General features: G+C 48.9%; 15 protein-coding genes. 8 read left to right on the top strand and 7 right to left on the bottom strand.

Translation table 11 applies throughout. The annotated features are described in order from the left end of the window. Positions 1-20: 20 nt before the first annotated feature. The 3 genes from B153_RS0102480 to B153_RS0102470 form a co-directional block, all read right to left on the bottom strand. The gene (locus tag B153_RS0102480; RefSeq protein WP_020595081.1) at positions 21-3,791 is read right to left on the bottom strand and encodes a PVC-type heme-binding CxxCH protein; all 3,771 of its coding nucleotides are present in this window, start codon (positions 3,789-3,791) and stop codon (positions 21-23) included. A gap of 89 nt (positions 3,792-3,880) precedes the next feature. Further along, a complete protein-coding gene (locus tag B153_RS0102475) occupies positions 3,881-4,996 on the bottom strand; it encodes a Gfo/Idh/MocA family protein (RefSeq protein WP_020595080.1) in 1,116 nt (371 codons plus the stop codon). Positions 4,997-5,061: 65 nt separating this feature from the next. Then, a complete protein-coding gene (locus tag B153_RS0102470; RefSeq protein WP_051097202.1) occupies positions 5,062-5,928 on the bottom strand; it encodes a sugar phosphate isomerase/epimerase family protein in 867 nt (288 codons plus the stop codon). A 136-nt stretch (positions 5,929-6,064) separates the two neighbouring features. On the opposite strand from B153_RS0102470, the gene B153_RS0102465 reads away from it, so the two are divergent. Together B153_RS0102465 and B153_RS0102460 are read left to right on the top strand one after the other, a co-directional pair. Then, positions 6,065-6,937, top strand: coding sequence for an AraC family transcriptional regulator (locus B153_RS0102465; protein ID WP_020595078.1), 873 nt, complete (start codon positions 6,065-6,067; stop codon positions 6,935-6,937). Positions 6,938-7,009: 72 nt separating this feature from the next. Beyond that, positions 7,010-7,306, top strand: coding sequence for a hypothetical protein (locus B153_RS0102460; RefSeq protein ID WP_157634543.1), 297 nt, complete (start codon positions 7,010-7,012; stop codon positions 7,304-7,306). Positions 7,307-7,349: 43 nt separating this feature from the next. Here B153_RS0102460 and B153_RS0102455 read toward each other — a convergent pair whose 3' ends face one another. Both B153_RS0102455 and radA read right to left on the bottom strand, forming a co-directional pair. Beyond that, on the bottom strand, positions 7,350-8,228 hold the full coding sequence (locus B153_RS0102455) for an alpha/beta fold hydrolase (protein WP_020595076.1): 879 nt from the start codon (positions 8,226-8,228) through the stop codon (positions 7,350-7,352). Between the two features lie 147 nt (positions 8,229-8,375). Beyond that, the gene (gene radA, locus B153_RS0102450) at positions 8,376-9,761 is read right to left on the bottom strand and encodes a DNA repair protein RadA (RefSeq protein ID WP_026261854.1); all 1,386 of its coding nucleotides are present in this window, start codon (positions 9,759-9,761) and stop codon (positions 8,376-8,378) included. A gap of 214 nt (positions 9,762-9,975) precedes the next feature. On the opposite strand from radA, the gene B153_RS0102445 reads away from it, so the two are divergent. Further along, positions 9,976-10,647, top strand: coding sequence for an outer membrane beta-barrel protein (locus tag B153_RS0102445; protein WP_020595074.1), 672 nt, complete (start codon positions 9,976-9,978; stop codon positions 10,645-10,647). Between the two features lie 158 nt (positions 10,648-10,805). Here B153_RS0102445 and B153_RS0102440 read toward each other — a convergent pair whose 3' ends face one another. Further along, positions 10,806-11,225 carry a LytR/AlgR family response regulator transcription factor gene (locus B153_RS0102440; RefSeq protein WP_020595073.1) on the bottom strand — a complete coding sequence of 140 codons (420 nt, stop codon included), beginning with the start codon at positions 11,223-11,225 and terminating at the stop codon, positions 10,806-10,808. A gap of 252 nt (positions 11,226-11,477) precedes the next feature. After that, positions 11,478-11,909 carry a LytR/AlgR family response regulator transcription factor gene (locus B153_RS0102435; RefSeq protein WP_020595072.1) on the bottom strand — a complete coding sequence of 144 codons (432 nt, stop codon included), beginning with the start codon at positions 11,907-11,909 and terminating at the stop codon, positions 11,478-11,480. A 362-nt stretch (positions 11,910-12,271) separates the two neighbouring features. On the opposite strand from B153_RS0102435, the gene pheS reads away from it, so the two are divergent. The 5 genes from pheS to B153_RS0102410 all read left to right on the top strand — a co-directional run bounded on the left by pheS (position 12,272) and on the right by B153_RS0102410 (position 17,642). Then, positions 12,272-13,330 carry a phenylalanine--tRNA ligase subunit alpha gene (gene pheS, locus B153_RS0102430; protein ID WP_020595071.1) on the top strand — a complete coding sequence of 353 codons (1,059 nt, stop codon included), beginning with the start codon at positions 12,272-12,274 and terminating at the stop codon, positions 13,328-13,330. Positions 13,331-13,433: 103 nt separating this feature from the next. After that, positions 13,434-14,633, top strand: coding sequence for an exodeoxyribonuclease VII large subunit (locus B153_RS0102425; RefSeq protein ID WP_020595070.1), 1,200 nt, complete (start codon positions 13,434-13,436; stop codon positions 14,631-14,633). A gap of 85 nt (positions 14,634-14,718) precedes the next feature. Continuing rightward, the gene (xseB, locus tag B153_RS0102420) at positions 14,719-14,907 is read left to right on the top strand and encodes an exodeoxyribonuclease VII small subunit (protein ID WP_020595069.1); all 189 of its coding nucleotides are present in this window, start codon (positions 14,719-14,721) and stop codon (positions 14,905-14,907) included. A gap of 151 nt (positions 14,908-15,058) precedes the next feature. Beyond that, positions 15,059-16,387, top strand: coding sequence for a DUF937 domain-containing protein (locus B153_RS0102415; protein WP_026261853.1), 1,329 nt, complete (start codon positions 15,059-15,061; stop codon positions 16,385-16,387). A gap of 169 nt (positions 16,388-16,556) precedes the next feature. Further along, positions 16,557-17,642 (top strand): SDR family NAD(P)-dependent oxidoreductase, encoded by a 1,086-nt coding sequence (locus tag B153_RS0102410; RefSeq protein WP_020595067.1) that lies wholly within the window; start codon positions 16,557-16,559, stop codon positions 17,640-17,642. The last annotated feature ends 2 nt before the right edge of the window (positions 17,643-17,644 follow it).

The raw sequence follows: 17,644 nt of genomic DNA, 5'->3' as shown, positions 1-17,644 counted from the left end.
GCCCACTTCAACTTCAAAAACTATTTAGCGTTGACAGCCTGGGCCGCCTTCGTTACTTTCATTACACCGTTCATAATACGCCAGTGGCCTGGGAATGTACACACAAACGGATAATCGCCGGGTGTAGCAGGAGCAGTAAATTTCAGGCGATATGTTTGATCGGGGTTCACTAACGGCGTAGCAACAATAACCTGCGGAATCGACGGCACGTAATTCTTTTCAGCCCCGTCTTTTGCCGTTATGAGCTTGTCGGCAGCCGCTCCAATGATTTCCATGCTCTTCGGCTTGCCAATCACCAGATTATGCTGCATGGCATCGGGATTCTCCAGAACAATTTCAACCTGTTTACCCGCTGTAACCGTAAACTCCTTCTTATCATACCGCATCTCTTCGCGCACGGTCTTGAGCCGAACAACTTCTACATTCGGGTCGACAGGCTCGGCTTTGGTGATTCCCCACAATTCATACAGGCGGCTCAGGCGGCTGCTGTTGTCGGCAGATACTGAGCTGTTCAGACTCGCCAGGAACGATTTATCAGCTTCCTGAACAGTAGCTTTTTGACGGGGATTCCAGCCTTCAGACACGCCTTTTACAATGGCCTCTTTTTGAGTAGCATCCAGCTTTTGTGTCTGTTTCAGTAAGGCAATTACGTCATCGATAGGTGCTACAGACGCATAGCTACGTATGGCCCGTTCCAGCGCATAAGCACTCAGGCTCTGGGGAGCACGATAGGTTAGGGCTACCGTAGCGTTATTGTTCTGCTCATTACTTTCTGCAATTTTATTCTCCCGGTCGAGCATGGCTGTAATGGTGTACTGGCCTGCCCGCTCGAACTGAACCGCCATATCTCCTACCCAGGGCCCATTGTTCGATTTGCTGATGGTAACGGTTTCGCCGGGTTTGATACCTGTGTTGTGCGTTACACTGACAAAATCAATTTTAGGTCCATCAAGAGCCCCTTTAGGCCCCTCGATCCGAACCGATAGCGGAATCGGAGTTCCATCCGGAATAGCGACACCCCCTGCATTCATCACATCCACAAACAACATGGCTCGCTCCCGAACCGAAGGGGACTCGGGCGTTGTCCGAATTGCCTTAATCACCAGATCGGGTTTATCGCTGGCTGAGGCTGTTATTGTAGCTGGCTGGCTGGCGGCTGTTACCCCAGCGTGGTCGTGATGATTCATATCGTGCCCCTGCTGGCTATGTCCGGCCTCCGAAGTGGCCAACTGAGCCAGATAGGTTTTCAGCAACCGCCCATCGTTTGCCGTCAGCGCACAGGCGAATGCATCGGGCAACCAACGGTCATTCGCTTCGGTTGCTTTTGCAAGACGAGTCAGAATTACCTTATCTACTTCGGAGGACGACGGTGCCTGTGACAACGCCAGTAAGGCATTCAATACAACCAGGGGCTCTTGATCCTGAAGCAGGTTATTCTGCAGAATGGCCTGAGCAGCCTCAGAAACAGGCATCACCTGAATGGCCGCTTTACGAACTGCCGAAGCGGGATGCTTCAGCGCACCGACTGTGGCCTGCATTACCTCGGGCTGGCTCCCTGCACCAAGCCCCTGCAAGGTCCACAAGGCGTGAATAGCCGCCGGATTGTTGCCAATCTCGTCCAACGACTGGTCGTTTACCAGAGCAACGAGTTTTGGCACAACGTCTTTGTTTGCCCGCTCAATCAGCAGCCGCTGGGCCGTCATCCGCCAGAACATATTCGTATTTTTCAGGGCAGCAATCAGTTCGTCCGGGCGATCCTTGCTCAACGCCATTGGCGTGTAGGCAGGTGCATTTTTGTAAGCAACCCGGTAAATCCGCCCGTGAGTAAAATCACGTAGGGGGGTCTCATAGGCATTCCCCGAACCATTCGAAGCACCTTTGGGCGTCGGATTATGCTGGATAATGAAGCTGTACCAGTCAACCACCCACACGGCACCATCGGGCCCTACTTCGGCAAAGACCGGCGCAAACCACTCATCGGCCCCCGCCATCAGGTTAAATCCATCCACGTCTTCGTAGTCGGTGCCTGACTTTTTCATCACATTCTGGTGCAGAATATGCCCGGTCGGCTCCGATACAAAGGCCACTTTATTCCAATACGGTTGTGGGAATGCCCGGGCCGTATAAAAATTATGGCCTGCCGCTGCCGTGAACCCACCGAACACATCCACCTGTCTTACCTTAGGCGTAATGGGTTTCATGTCTTTATGGGTATCGGTGCTGCGGCTGCCATTTTCGCGCAGGTGCGGGGCACCGTGAAAATATTGATTCGGGATAGCCATGTACCAACCGTGCGAGTTGTTGGCGGTCGACCCGAAAATGTCGCCGGTTTCGGTAAAGCCTAGCCCCCAGGTATTGTTGGAGGTAGCCGTCACATATTCGAGTTTCGACCCATCGGGCTTAAACCGGAAGAAGCCCTGACTAAACTTGACACTATCGGCTCCGAACTTGCCCTTAAAGCCCGAATACCCAACGCTCCCCCAAATCCAGTTGTCGAAACCATAGTGCAGGTTGCTCGGGCCAGCATGCGTATCGAAGGTACCAAAGCCTGTAAAGAGAATTTTCTTGACATCAGCCTTATCATCGCCATTCGTATCCTGCAAAAACAGCATGTGTGGGGCCTGCGACACATATAGCCCACCATTGGCAAATACCATCCCGGTCGGTATACTAAGACCCTCGGCAAAATTGGTGAACTTATCGGCCTTCCCATCTTTATCGGTATCCTCACAGATAACGATGTAATCGGAGCCGCCTTCAGGCTTTCGCTCGTTTGGGTAATCTTTGGTAATCAGCACAAACAATCGACCGCGTTCATCCCAACTCATGGCAATCGGGTGCATTACGTTAGGCTCATGGGCAAACAGTTCGAGCGTAAAATCGACAGGCACCTGAATGTGCTTCATCGACTCTTCGGGCGAGAGTGGCTCCTGTTCTAACTGCGCACCAGGTCGCTTTTCGTAGTTTGGCAGGTTGGCTTCATGGTAGGCAAATGGCTGGGGTTTCAGGTCGTCATGCAATTTCTTTACCTTGTCGCCTACCGCCCACAGAATACCCCGCTCCAGCAACTGCTGAAAACCGGGCTGGCTCCAGGTGCGTTCATCGTGCCCATAAGCGGTATAAAATACCCGGCCTTTGCCGTACTGTCGTGTCCAGGTGTAGGGTTCTTCGGTTTGCCCTGGCTTATCCTTGGCCTGATCGGCCTTGATGTCCCGTACGGCCAGCACATTATTATCGGCCTGTAGATGACTGTGCAGATAGGTTTCGTCGTAGGCTTTGAACGATGGCAGGCCCGCTACAATCGGATTGTTGGGCTGCGTAAAACGCGTCTGGATGGTATCCATCCGATGCCGCCAGAACTGACCGCCCACGACTTTATCGACGTATTCCGCCGAATTTCGAAAACAATACGACGCACAGTGAACCGGAATCAGTCCGTGGCCTGACGATACATACGCCAGTAAGGCCTGTTCCTGCGGTTTGGGAATACTATCCCAGTTGGCAAAAATCAACAGCCCGTCGTACTTGTTCAGGTTATCGGTATTCAGGTCTTCAAGCTTATCGGTATAGGTAATGTTGATACCTTTATCGCCAAGAGCCGCCATCAATTGAGGCACACGCTCGCTTGGTCGATGGTGGCCGTTGTCGCCCAGAAACAGGATTTCGGTCCGGCGTGGGCGGTCATTACCCGATGCTCCGCCAGTCTGTCGAACAGAAGTTTGTGAGCCCGATTGGCGAGCGCACTGGGCAAGAGCCAGTACGACCCCAACAGCGATGAGTAGTTTTTTCATGTTAACCACAGAGATAACGGAGGCTAACAAGGAGGGCACGGATCAACGATATGCTCCGTGCTTCCCTCCGTTATCTCCGTGTTTAATCGTTATACGTTTTTGAAATCAGGCAATTGAATGAGCTTGCCTCCCTGTAGCGCCGACTCGTGCGCCAAAATTCCCACGCTGGTCCAGTTGGCCGACTGAGCCGCGTTGGGGAATGGGTCGCGGTCTTCAATAATGGCCGATACAAATTCATGCACCATATGCGGGTGCGATCCACCATGACCGCCCCCCTGGGTAAACGAAAGGTGTTGCTGCTCGTCGGCATCATAAACGCCTTTGGTTGTAAATCGCTGGATGGGTTCGGGCAGGTAATGCGCATAATCAGGAACCGTTACCTTCTCCGGAATTTCCGGTTCCGGTTTTTTGGCCGTATGAATGACCGGAAGTTCTTCCTCGATCAACTGCCATTCAAACGATTTCTTATCGCCGTATACTTCAAAACTTTCCCGATACTGCCGCGCTACATCGAACAACGACCGATAGACGTAGGCCGATAAATCGCTGTCTTTAAATTTAATATGTGCCGACTCGACGGCAAAGGGCGAATTGTGAATCTTGGCCAGTTCTTCCCGAATTGTTCCCGATCCAAAACAGGACACATAATCGGCTTCGAGTTTGAGTAAACCAGCCACGGGGCCTACGCAGTGCGTAGCATAATGCATAGGAGGCAAACCTGGCCAGTAATCGGGCCAGCCGTCCATATCCTGTTGATGGCTGGCTTTCAGAAACTGAACTTTTCCCAGTTCTCCTTTTTCGTACAGTTCCTTCACAAACAGAAACTCGCGGCTATACACCACCGTTTCCATCATCATGTATTTTTTGCCCGTCTCTTTGGTAGCCTTCACAATTTCCATACAATCTTCTACACTCGTTGCCATCGGCACGGTACAGGCAACATGCTTACCGGCCCGCAGGGCTTTCAGGCTTTGCTCAGCATGATTCGGTATGGGAGAGTTGATGTGTACAGCATCGACAGCCGGATCGGCCAGCAGTTCATCAAAACTGCTATACCGTTTTTCAATACCGTACGCATCCCCAATCTTGTTCAGACTGTCGACGTTACGCTGGCAGATGGCGTACATCGTAGCGTTCGGATGCCGCTGGTAGATTGGAATAAATTCGGCCCCAAATCCAAGGCCCACAATAGCGATGTTTAACATATTTAAAGAGCGAAAGAATGCAAAGAGTGAACGAGTGACGTAGAGAATTCGGAGTAAAAAGCTGTTCAGACCGGAACACTCTTTCGTCCTTTTGCTCGTTCACTCTTTATAAATTTTAGTCCATCTACGGCCAATTGCTCCGGCGAATCGAACATGGGCCGGAAAATATGCGTAGCGGCTGCGAGTTCAGGCGGATTCGGACCAAAGGCTTCGATAGCCATGGGCCCTGTATAGCCTACCTCATCCAGCACAGCGAATACTTCGTTGAAATTGATATGCCCCTGCCCTGGCGTAGAGCGATCGTTTTCCGAAATCTGAATATGAACCAGATACGGAGCGCACTTACGTAAGGCGTCGGCTATGTTTTTCTCCTCCATATTGGCATGGAATGTATCGAAGGCAGCCTTGCAATTCGGGTGATTGACATCGTTCACGTAACGAACCAGTTCGTCGGCGCAGGTCAGCAGATACGTCTCAAAGCGATTCAGGTATTCCATAGCCAGTATCACGCCTTTGGTTTGTGCATACTCGGCTACTTCTCGCATGCCCGTCACCGACCAGTTCCACTCGGCCTGAGTGGCGGGCTTGCCTGTGAATGTTTTGAAGCCTGCATAAAATGGGCCCATCAGAATCGTGGCTCCTACAGCGGCTGCACAATCGACAATTTGCTTTAAGTATGCAACCCCAGCCTGTCGTACAGCATCATTAGGACTGATGAGACTGTATTCCGAACTGCAAAGTGTACATGCCTGAACTTCTAAGCCTAACTCGGCCAGTTGTTGCCCTAAACGCTGCCATTTTTCCAGCTTGACGTCATTGATCGGAATCTCGACAAAATCAAATCCACTCGTTTTCAGGAACGACAGTGTATCGGACAAATCTTCGTCCATTGTCATTGTCCAGACAAACAAGTTCATTCCTAGCTTATTCATATTTGGTCTGTAAAAATTTACACAAACTTATTCAGTAACGAAAAGTTTATCTCCGCTTTTATTAGCCAATTATGACTCTATTTTTACATAGATCAGAAAAAATGGGCAACATTTGTGTTAAAAAAGGAACAATGAAATGAAACAGCCCTTACGCAAAGACCTGGAACCCGTTGCGGCTTCATTCATCGTCAAAGAATTGGTTGAATCCCATTTCGACCCCAACTGGCACTTTCATCCACATTACCAGTTGTTTCTGGTCGAGGAGGGTACGGGCACTCGATTTATAGGTGATTCAATTAAACCATTTGGCCCTGGCGATCTGGTTTTTCTGGGCCCCAACCTACCGCACCTCTGGCGAAGCGATCAGGCCTATTTCAGCAAACAGCCGGGACTGATTACCAAAGGCATAGTGATTTATTTTGCCGACGATTTTCTGGGAAATGATTTTTTCAAAAAACAGGAAATGAATCTGCTTCGCCAGCTACTCAACCATGCCCGGCAAGGCCTTGAATGGACGGGACCTACTCACTCGTATGCTGAAACGGCGCTTCGAAACCTGGCAACGCAAGCTGTAGGGTTTGAGCGGATATTGAATCTGCTGACGTTGCTCAACCGCTTGTCGCAGGCAACCGACTATCGATTCCTGACAAGCTCAGGCTACACCAACACTGTAAAACCATCCGAAACTGACCGAATGCAGCTCGTCCATGATTATGTACTGGATCATTTCCCGGATGAAATTAGTCTGGACACCGTCTCTGATCTGGCCGGAATGACTCCCCCAGCCTTCTGTCGGTATTTTAAAGCACGCGCTAATAAAACCTTTTCCGAATTTGTATCGGAGGTACGGATTGGTCATGCCTGTAAATTACTCATGGCAGGTAAGCTGAACATAACCCAGATCAGTTTCGAGAGTGGGTTTCGAACGCTCTCGAATTTCAACCGACAGTTTAAGTTCATCACCGGCCAAACGCCTTCGTCGTATGTGAGAACTTACCGGGACCTATAATTAGTATACATTATGTGTTTTTTTGTTACTTTTCGGATCTATGAAACCTCGCTACCAATCGCCTTCCAACTCATGGGGAAGCTTACACACTATTTTAAAGAGCAAGAGGATCCATTTTTCCAGAAAGGTCAGCGTTTGGGCTTTACGCTCGGTCTCGAAAGTGGCAAAAAAGAAGGATTAGAAGAAGGCAAAAGTGAAGGGCTAAAAGAAGGAAAAAAGCAAGGATTAGAAGAAGGGAAAAAGCAGGGGAAGCGGCTAATTATTTTAAATCTGCTTACTCAAACCAACTTTTCAGTAGCTGAAATCGCCCAGTTAGCGGATGTATCTGACTCTTTCGTAGAGGAAATAAAAAAAGAAATGGGTGCATAATCTACACACCCATTTGGGAAATTTATACTGATTCGGTTGAAAACTAGTACACCGTTGTGGTTCCTACAGTTTGCCGAACGTTGACACCTTCCAGAATAAAGGAAACCAAATCGTCATTCAACCGATCTTTTTCAGTCATGAACAAGCCGTGTGGCGCCCCATCGTACACAATATACTGGGCCGTTGGCAGTGCATTAGCCGTCCGTTCACCTGATGCCTCGATGGGGACCGTTTTGTCCGAATCCCCATGAATTACCAGGGCCGGAACCTGAATCTGAGCCAGATCATCCCGAAAATCGGTCATGGCAAATGCCTTCGCACATTCTACCGTAGCCCGCTGTGAAGCGACATAAGCCCTGGCAAAATCGCCGTCCAGATGGGCCTGACTAACGGGTTTACTAATCAGATTGACTCCGTAAAACTGTTTGCCGAAGGTTTGCAGGAAATCGGCCCGGTCTTTTTGAAGGCCGTCCAGAATTTCGTCAAACACACTCTGATCTACCCCATCTGGATTATCATCGGTTTTGAGCAAATAAGGGGTTACTGCACTCACAAAAGCCACTTTCGCCACTCGGGCTCCGCCATGCCGACTCATATAGCGGGCCACTTCGCCACCACCCATCGAAAAGCCGACCAAAGTCACATTTTTGAGATCTAATTCATCGAGTACCGCTTTCAGATCATCAGCCATCGTATCATAATCATACCCATCCCAGGGCTGCGACGATTTACCAAAGCCGCGCCGATCATAAGTGACAACCCGTATGCCGTGCGCAGGTAGTTCGGCCAATTGATAATCCCACATTTCATGGCCTAGTGGCCACCCATGAATTAAAACCACTGGGGTGCCAGAGCCTAAATCCTGATAGAAAAGTTTAACGTCATTGCCGGACGAATCCGTACCTGCTTTGATGTAGCTCATAACGTGATCGAATTTGTTGAGTTGATCGATTAATTTACTAGAGAACTAACTACAGGTACGAAGAATAGTTTGTCTCAGATTTTTGTTCAGTCGATTTTCAGCAACACCTTACCCAATGGCCATGAACGTATCTCTAGGCGAACCGATTTATAACAACACCGCCTGAAAAACCTCGTCCAGACGAGTTACAGGCTTGACACTGATTTTGTACTCTTTTGTGTCGAGCCCTTTCATGTTGTATTTGGAAATGAATATTTTCTTAAAGCCCAGCTTTTCGGCTTCGGCAATGCGGGATTCAATCCGGCTGACAGCCCGTACTTCTCCACCCAGACCGACTTCAGCCGCGAACGCTACGGAGGGCGGAATGGCAATATCTTCGTAGCTGGATACGACTGCCGCACAAACGGCTAAATCGATGGCAGGGTCTTCGACGCGCAACCCACCCGCAATGTTCAAAAATACATCCTGCTGGCCCAGCCGAAATCCTCCACGTTTCTCCAAAACGGCCAGGAGCATATTCAATCGTTTGGCATCGAATCCAGTACTACTGCGCTGAGGAGTACCATAAGTTGCCACACTCACCAGTGCCTGCGTTTCGATCATTAATGGTCGATTCCCCTCCAGCATTGAGCCGATAGTAACCCCACTCAAGGCTTCATCCCGTTGCGAAATCAGAATTTCGGACGGATTGGTTACCTGGCGGAGTCCTGTACCCAGCATTTCATAAATCCCCAATTCATCGGTGCTGCCAAAGCGGTTTTTGGTGGTTCGCAAAATCCGGTACGTGGTATGACGATCCCCTTCAAACGTCAGGACTGTATCGACCATGTGCTCAAGCACTTTAGGCCCAGCCAGCGAACCTTCTTTGGTAATATGGCCAATCATAAATACAGGTACCGCACTTTCTTTGGCGTACTTCATCAGCTCGGCCGTACACTCACGCACCTGCGAAACACTACCCGCTCCCGACTCAACCAATGACGACTGCATCGTCTGAATGGAATCGATGATCAGAACATCCGGCTCAAAATGTTCCACTACCCGGAAGATGTTCTGCGTGGACGTTTCCGACATCACATGGCAATCACTGGTAGGGGCGTCGAGTCGTTCGGCACGCATTTTTATTTGCTGCTCACTTTCCTCACCCGATACATACAACACGCGCATTCCCGCTAAACTAAGCGCAATCTGAAGCAACAGAGTCGATTTGCCAATACCTGGCTCGCCCCCAATCAGCACCAGCGAACCTGGAACAATCCCCCCACCTAATACCCGATTCAGCTCAATATCGGTGGTACGTACACGCGGTTGCTCTTCATAATTAATGGCGTGAATTGCTTTGGGTTTAGCAGCTACTTTAATGTTGCCAGGACCCGACGAAGGGCTGCGCCAGTTGCCTTTTTCAGGTTCGTCTTTCTGTACGAGTTCTTCAACAAACGTATTCCATTCACCACAGGACGGGCAACGTCCGAGCCACTTGGCAGACTGAAGACCACAACTCTGACAGAAATAGGTGGTTTTTAACTTGGCCATCTTTGAGATAACGATAAACAATAGAGCCTACTCAGCGGTTGGATAACGTAAGCTGATTAAACCTTTTCGGTAGCAATTTATCCAACCCGCACCGGGAATTTTTGGGGATAACTGCCTACTAATGTCAACGCCATTCACTCAAAATTAGTTGGCTTTTGTACCGGAATAAACCGATTTCCGTTAATCAGACAGTACAATCATTTTACAACCAGCTATGAACAAAATCCTGCTTTTCGTTTCACTGACTCTACTGCCCGCCTGCGTGTTTGCACAGGGCTTTCAATTCGGCATTAAGGGGGGCGTCAACCTCACCAAACTCAGCTTTGGCAACTTCGTATCAACCGGAACCAACGCCAATGGATCGCCTAGTGTAAGTGTGGATGGCCAAACCTTTCGCAACAACCTGAATGCGAGCCTGGACAGCCGCACTGGCACATCCTTCGGCGTTTACGCTCGTATTGGCAGCAATCTCTTTATTCAGCCCGAACTTCTGTATTCAACGCGTGCCGGTTCATTCGACGTAATCCGGAATGGGCAAACAGAAACGGTTACGGTGAAGACAACAACGTTTGATGTGCCGGTTCTGTTAGGTATAAAAGGGGGACCTATTCGGGTGGTAGCTGGTCCCGTTGCTTCTTTTCGTGTGAATGACAATCAATCACTCGGACAAGCCGTTAAGCAATACACCAATGGAACCCTGAATGATGCCTGGTCGCAGGCCTATTACGGCTACCAGGTTGGCGGTGGACTGGATATTGGCTCCTTCGGGCTCGACGTTCGCTATCAGGGTAACATCACCGACATTGCCCAAATAAAAGACAACTCATCGCAGTTCAGTCAGGGTATGAAAACCTGGCAAATCACCCTCGCATTTAAAATTATCTAATCCTCATCGTATGCTGAAGGGTAATGCCTTTAGCGATATAAAAACAAACCGTTGCTGTCCGCCCGATTGGGTTTGCAGCAACGGTTGTTTTTTTCAATTAACCCACTAAATACGTACAGTCTTCAGTCGACCATGGCCTATTGACGAGGGTCGATGTTTTAATTATACAGTCGGTGCCAGTACTGGGCCAGTTGCTGCGAAATGTCTTTCATGCGCCGACGAGAAATAGCGACTTCACGGCCATCGGCCAGCCGGACCTGACGATCCCGATTGAAGATGTTCCGTTGCACATACGCCAGATTGACGATATAGGATTTATGGATACGCAGAAACATCGAAGCGTCTAAAGTCTTCTCAAATTCTTTGAGTGTTTTTGACACCAGGAACCGCTTGCGATCGCGTGTATAGAGAAATGTATAGTTACCTTCTCCCTGGAGGCACAAAATATCATCGACCGAAATAAAAATGGTTCGGTTCAGATAAGGCAACGCGATACGTTGTGCACTACGCTGGTATGAAGCGGGGAACTGGGGAACAACGGGAATCGGTTGAACGGACGAGAATAAATTAGCTTCCATGATAGAGAGTGTTTTGGTTCGTGTTCTAAGTGATTACTGACGAAGCAAAACTACCTGATGGTTCCCGCCCGGGAAAGAAATAGCCTGATCTACAAGGGCGGCAAAAAGCCATAACCAATTGCAAATCAGGCTATTACGAGACGTTCTCGTATATTATTCAAGTGAATGTACTCAGAGCATTGCGTAAAACTACGTAGTTGGGAACTATGTGAATTGCCCTATAATCAATCGGGAAATCCCACACCTACCTACTTAAACTAAAGCGACGGGCTGAAAATCCCGAATTCGATCCATAAACATCTGCGCCCGCCGACGAGAGATTTTAACCTGCTGGCCGTCTGTCAGCTCAAGCTCCCCTTCTTTCTTAACAAAGAACTTACGGACAAAACCAAGGTTCACAATACAGGACTTGTGGACCCGAACAAATGCCTGCCCTTCGAGCATGATTTCGTATTCTTTTAATGTGCGCGATACCAACATTTTAGTTCCATCTTTGAGGAAGAACTTGGTATAGTTTCCACACCCTTCAAGTCTAACTATTTCGTCAGTAGAGACCGTGCGTTTCCGATCATAAAATGGAATGAGTAATTTCTGCAGACAGTTCGAATCGGCAATTTTTTCCACACTATTGTGGAAACCTCTGGACACTGTGTCAAAAAGGGAATCATTAGCGAATGCATTCATAGCTGTTTGATCGGGTGTTTAATAATGGTTATATAGAGGCTGACATTCAGAAACTTACCAATTTTATATCCGCATCGGCGCCACTGGTTAACCTGCCTTCTCTGTCGAATCAATGTACAAGAATCAGTCCTACTTACTAGAATTAACGTATATTCATAAAATAATTCTATAACCAATTGTCAATCAACACATATAACCATTCACTCAACAAAACATCAATAATCTCCCTCCTGTTCACATCTTGGTAACACCCAAATTTGACAGGTTCCGGACCGATTCCGTCATGAGCTTAGCAGACAGATTGGGCTGCTCTTCTTTGTTTTCCCTACCTTTGTACCAGCGAATGGCTAAATGAGTAACCTATGCTGGATAAAGTAAAAGACCTATACCAGGAGATTGATCACTATATCGTTAGCTCACCAGAGCAATTAGAGCAGTTTCGGATGCGTTTTATCAGCCGCAAAGGCGTAATAACCGAACTGTTTGAACACCTCAAAACCGTTCCACAAGCCGACCGCCGGGCTGTTGGTCAGGAATTGAACGGGTTAAAAAATCTGGCTCAGGAACGTTTCGATTCATTCAGTCAGCTCATAGATGAGCAGCGGTCTGCCGCCAACAATGCCCCTCCGGTCGATCTGACATTACCAACGATCCCTAATCTGACGGGCACTCAGCACCCGCTCACGCTGGTTCGGCAACGCATCATTCAAATTTTTGAGCGCATTGGCTTCAACGTAGCCGACGGGCCTGAAATTGAAACAGACTGGTATAACTTTGGGGCGCTCAATTTCCCCGACAATCACCCTGCCCGCGATATGCAGGATACGTTCTTTATCGAGAAATCGGAAAATGGCTCCCCTTCCTCCGATGTCTTGTTAAGAACCCATACCTCCAATGTACAAATCCGTCTGATGGAGCGACAGAAACCGGGCACGGCCTTCCAGCCTATCCGGTCGATTATGCCCGGACGGGTTTATCGAAACGAAACCATTTCGGCCCGGGCGCACTGTATGTTTCATCAGGTCGAAGGTATTTATATTGACCGGAATGTAGGGTTCAAAGACCTGAAAGATACACTTTACCACTTCGTAAAAGAGATGTTCGAGCCAGGTACGCAAATTCGCTTCCGGCCCTCCTACTTTCCTTTTACCGAGCCGAGTGCCGAGATCGACATTTCGTGTCAGATCTGCGGAGGCAAGGGCTGTAATATCTGTAAGCATTCAGGCTGGGTTGAAATTGCCGGTTCGGGCATGGTCGACCCACAGGTAATTGCCAACTGCGGCATCGATCCCGAAGAATACACGGGCTTTGCCTTCGGCATGGGTATCGAACGCATCACCCAGCTAAAATACGTTGTAAACGATTTACGACTATACACCGAAAACGACGTTCGTTTCCTCCGTCAGTTTGAAGGACTTTAAATGCAATGATTGAATGACAGAATGATTGAATGATTGAATCGACGGGCGTAGGCCTTTTATTCATTCGATCATTCCGCTATTCAATCATTCAATCATTATCTATATGTCTCCCATTCGTCTTTCTGATCTGGCCTTCACGCTCGAAGCTGTTCTCGATGAAGCTTTCGGTCAGAAAGCCATGTGGGTAGTCGCCGAAACGAGCGATATAAAAAATTATCCAGATCGGGGCTATTGTTTTCTGACACTGGTAGAGCGTGACTCCGCGAGTCGTGAGACGGTGGCAAAACTGGAGGCCTGCATCTGGCGACGGAATTACCATACAATTGGTGATTTTGAACGGGAAACGGGGGTAGCCTTCGCCCGAAATATTCAGTTACTGCTGTTGGTATCGGTTGCGTTCAATCCCGTATATGGGTTACGACTCGAAATTCTGAAAATCGATCCGTCGTACACACTCGGCAACCTCGAACGCGAACGACAGGCTGTACTGGACTCACTTGTTAAAAATCACCCCGATCTGGTCTGGCTCGAAGCAGGGCATTACATCACCGCTAACCAGCTTTTGCCACGCCCAGCCGTTATTCAGCGAATAGCCCTGATCGCAGCCCCCAATTCAGACGGCTGGCGGGACTTCCGGCACGAACTGGCTCAGAATATGCTCGGGTACGACTTTGTGGTGGATGAGTATCTGACGCAGGTGCAGGGGCAGGGAGCCGAACGGGCCATTTGTGGGCAACTAGAACGTATCCGACTCAGTGGGGTTCCATACGATGCCGTTGTAATGGTGCGGGGTGGAGGCTCACAACTCGATTTTGGTTCGTTCGATACCTATCTAATGGGCCATACCGTAGCTGGGTTTGAGATACCTATTCTGGCTGGTATTGGCCATGAGCGCAATGTGAGTATTACCGATCTGCTCTGCCATCAGAGTGTAAAAACACCAACCAAAGCGGCTGCTTTCCTGATTGAACACAATCGGCAATTTGAAGAAAGCTGTCTGCAACTTCGTGAACGGCTACGGCTCCTGGTTCAGGATGCCATGCTGTCTGCGCGGGAGAATCTGGATCGTGAAATCGAACGGTTACGGTTTGTGAGTCAGACTTATTTTCGGGAGCGCCATACCGACCTTACTGAAAAGGCGGTTACTCTACGCCACCTCGACCCATCGAATGTATTACGCCGGGGCTACGCACTCCTGCTTCGTAATGGGCGAATCATTACCCAGGCTAGTCATATCCAACCCGCCGAAACCCTTCAGGTACAGATGTACGACGGAACACGAACGATTAACGTAGTAGAGTAATAAAGACCTGAAAATAGACCGGGCCAATACAGCTCAGGATCAACTCTGCTAGTTTATGAGTCTATAACTTTCCAACGCTATAGCAATGACGTATCAGGATGCTTACGACCAACTGACAACATTGGTCTACGAAATTGAAAATGAACAGGTCCCTCTGGATGAGCTTCCTGCCAAAATCCGGCTGGCCACTGAACTGATTACATTCTGCCAGGAACGGCTTCGGGCTGTAGAAACGGAGTACCAGGAAGTTATCGAAAAGTTACCTAAGCGATAAATTAGGATTTTTATTATAAGGTCGTATGTAACCTTTGCTAAACCTTGCCTAATTTTATCCCCTGTGAAAAATAGAAGGCACTTTATGCCCGGGATCGGTTGTGATGAATGAAGAAGTGTCTAATTACCGCCTGATTGAGTCTGTTGAAAATATGAATTTATTCGCCAATATAACGAATGTATTAAGTTCGGATGTTCTGTCGCGCATAGCAACGTATATCGACGAACCACCTGCTAAAACGACCAAAGCCGTCAACGGTCTTGTTTATACGATCGTTGGAGGATTGATGAAGCGTACTACTAGCGAAATAGGTGTTAATCAACTGTATAATCATATTCAAAAAGGTCGGTTCGATGGATCGCTGACCGAAAATCTGGCGGCTGTTCTACGTGACCCAACGCTAACGAATACCCTGATCATGCAGGGCAACGACGTGATTAGTCACTTGTTGCCAGCAATGAAAAGTTCGATTGGCAACATGATTTCGGGCTATGCGGGCATCCGCAATTCGTCGGCGATTGCGTTGCTGGGCTTGATTACGTCCCTGGTTCTTCATGTGCTGGGAAAGCAGGTCAAGGATCAAAAACTGGATGCCGATGGGCTGGCCGCTTCGCTGTTTACCGAGCGCGAAACGCTGGTCAATGCGGTACCGGAGGATTTTATGCCCCAACTGGTCGAGAAAGTCGGCCTGCATCAGGTGGTAGCTGGGCTAGCAATGCCAGCCCGACGGGCAACCGATTCGGCTGGCCGGTCAACCGCAACGGCCACTCGGCCAGCCGTCAGCTATGAGCCTGTAGATGAGTCGGATGGAGAGAACGAAACCTTAACAAAATGGGGAGTGGGCGCCCTTATTGCTGTAGCACTCGGTGTTGGCGGTTACTATCTCTATCAAAACACGCAGCGTTATTCGGACGGACAGGAACAGGTGAACGATGTGACGACCATTACCAGCGATACCGTTCAGGCTGATACAGTGGCCCGATCGCTGGCCGTTCCTATTGACTCTTCGACCAAAACACCGCCTAAATCGACTTCGGTAGCGGCCATTACCACAGCAGCCCCTTCAACAACGGTTGCCGCTTCTGGCGACCTGACCAGCCGAATGGCTCCTTATCTGGGCAATGCCGCTTTACCTAAAGGGCGAACTTTCCCGATCACCTCCATTACATTCCCACCGGGTTCATTTTCACTGACCCCTGGTTCAGAGGCTGGTATTGCGGAATTGACTACCCTTTTGAAAACCTATCCTCGTCTACAGGTTCAATTGGTAGGGTATGCCAATGATGCCAAAGGAGACATGACCAATAAAAGCCTGTCGTTCAAGCGGGTAGTCGAAATTAAGCATCGATTGATGGCCGCTGGTATTGATTATATGCGACTCGATGCAATTGGCCGTGGAACGGGCGTTTCCAAAGCAGACACCTCGAGCGTTCCCAAGCCAACCCTACGCAAGATCGATCTGAAAGTAGTGGTCAAATAGTGGCTTCAACAAGCCAATCAGATTATGTCAAAATGCCTTCCTATGGTTATGGGAAGGCATTTTGATTTCCCCCCTATTCCAGTAACTCTAAAGAATTTCTCTCCGCTTTCTCCAAACAACTTCACTCAGCCACAGTTCATAACCCATAGTGACTAACTAATAAACTGTTATGAACACACAAACAGGAAGAACCGCTCTGATTACAGGTGCCTCTAGTGGGATCGGTCAGGAAATTGCCAAACTGTTTGCTCAGGATGGCTATAATCTAGTGTTGGTAGGCCGTAGCGACGAGAAACTGGACCGACTGGCGGAAGTTTTTAAAAATAACTATGGTACCCAGCAAATAACCGTAATTGGCAAAGACTTAGCCACTGAAGATGCGGCTCAGGATGTATATGATCAGGTTAAGGCAAAAGGTATAACCGTCGATGCGCTGGTCAATGATGCGGGGGTTGGTCTGTATGGCCTATTCGCCACAGACACCGACTGGGAGCGGGAGAAAGCCATGATTCACCTCAATGTGCTCACGCTTACGCAGATGACCAAGCTGTTTTTGTACGATATGCTATCGCGGAACGAAGGCAAGATTCTGAATCTGGCGTCGATCGTTTCGATTACCCCTAATCCAATGATGGCAGTATATGCCGGTACAAAAGCCTACGTCTATAATTTTACCCAATCGCTCATCAACGAGTTGAAGGATACCAATGTAACGGTTACCGCCCTTCTGCCAAATGCCACCGATACCGATTTCTTCCACAAAGCAGGAGCTGACAACACCAAAGTTACCGACGAAGTGCAAGATCCGCTGATGGTGGCAAAAGCCGGCTATGATGCCTTAATGGCTGGTAAACACAAGGTTATTCCGGGTGGCCTGAAAAATAAATCGTACGAAATCCTTGCCTATGTAGCTCCTCAGGAAACACTGGCGGCTGTGATGCGGAACAAAATGGCGCAGAAACCCGAACCGCAGGAAACTGAAAAATCGTCGGCAGCCACATGGGGAATTGGCTTCGGCATTGCTGTTCTGGCGGGTATTGCCTTAGGGGTTGCCTATGCAAACTCGAACGCCATTGATCGGGCCAAATATCGGTACAAGGCCAAATCCTTGGGCGACACCATTTCTGATGCGCTCTCATCCGTAACCGACAATGTAGTCGACTCGTTGGTGGATGCGTATAAATCTACGAAGAGCAAAGCCGAAAAGATCGTTGCCCGGGAAACCGAGCTGGTCGAAGACGAAGTAGGCGCATAATC

The organism is Spirosoma panaciterrae DSM 21099 (assembly GCF_000374025.1).
Lineage (GTDB): Bacteria > Bacteroidota > Bacteroidia > Cytophagales > Spirosomataceae > Spirosoma > Spirosoma panaciterrae.
Note: the sequence above shows the minus strand (reverse complement) of the source record. Positions and strands in the feature narration are given on the sequence as shown.

Excerpts from the sequence above, each read along its gene's own strand:
- radA (WP_026261854.1), bottom strand. The coding sequence starts at position 9,761 with ATGGCCAAGTTAAAAACCACCTATTTCTGTCAGAGTTGTGGTCTTCAG.
- B153_RS0102455 (WP_020595076.1), bottom strand. The coding sequence starts at position 8,228 with ATGAGCTACATCAAAGCAGGTACGGATTCGTCCGGCAATGACGTTAAA.
- B153_RS0102470 (WP_051097202.1), bottom strand. The coding sequence starts at position 5,928 with ATGAATAAGCTAGGAATGAACTTGTTTGTCTGGACAATGACAATGGAC.
- B153_RS0102415 (WP_026261853.1), top strand. The coding sequence starts at position 15,059 with ATGAATTTATTCGCCAATATAACGAATGTATTAAGTTCGGATGTTCTG.
- B153_RS0102410 (WP_020595067.1), top strand. The coding sequence starts at position 16,557 with ATGAACACACAAACAGGAAGAACCGCTCTGATTACAGGTGCCTCTAGT.
- B153_RS0102465 (WP_020595078.1), top strand. The coding sequence starts at position 6,065 with ATGAAACAGCCCTTACGCAAAGACCTGGAACCCGTTGCGGCTTCATTC.
- B153_RS0102460 (WP_157634543.1), top strand. The coding sequence starts at position 7,010 with ATGGGGAAGCTTACACACTATTTTAAAGAGCAAGAGGATCCATTTTTC.
- B153_RS0102480 (WP_020595081.1), bottom strand. The coding sequence starts at position 3,791 with ATGAAAAAACTACTCATCGCTGTTGGGGTCGTACTGGCTCTTGCCCAG.
- B153_RS0102440 (WP_020595073.1), bottom strand. The coding sequence starts at position 11,225 with ATGGAAGCTAATTTATTCTCGTCCGTTCAACCGATTCCCGTTGTTCCC.
- pheS (WP_020595071.1), top strand. The coding sequence starts at position 12,272 with ATGCTGGATAAAGTAAAAGACCTATACCAGGAGATTGATCACTATATC.
- B153_RS0102475 (WP_020595080.1), bottom strand. The coding sequence starts at position 4,996 with ATGTTAAACATCGCTATTGTGGGCCTTGGATTTGGGGCCGAATTTATT.
- B153_RS0102435 (WP_020595072.1), bottom strand. The coding sequence starts at position 11,909 with ATGAATGCATTCGCTAATGATTCCCTTTTTGACACAGTGTCCAGAGGT.
- xseB (WP_020595069.1), top strand. The coding sequence starts at position 14,719 with ATGACGTATCAGGATGCTTACGACCAACTGACAACATTGGTCTACGAA.
- B153_RS0102445 (WP_020595074.1), top strand. The coding sequence starts at position 9,976 with ATGAACAAAATCCTGCTTTTCGTTTCACTGACTCTACTGCCCGCCTGC.
- B153_RS0102425 (WP_020595070.1), top strand. The coding sequence starts at position 13,434 with ATGTCTCCCATTCGTCTTTCTGATCTGGCCTTCACGCTCGAAGCTGTT.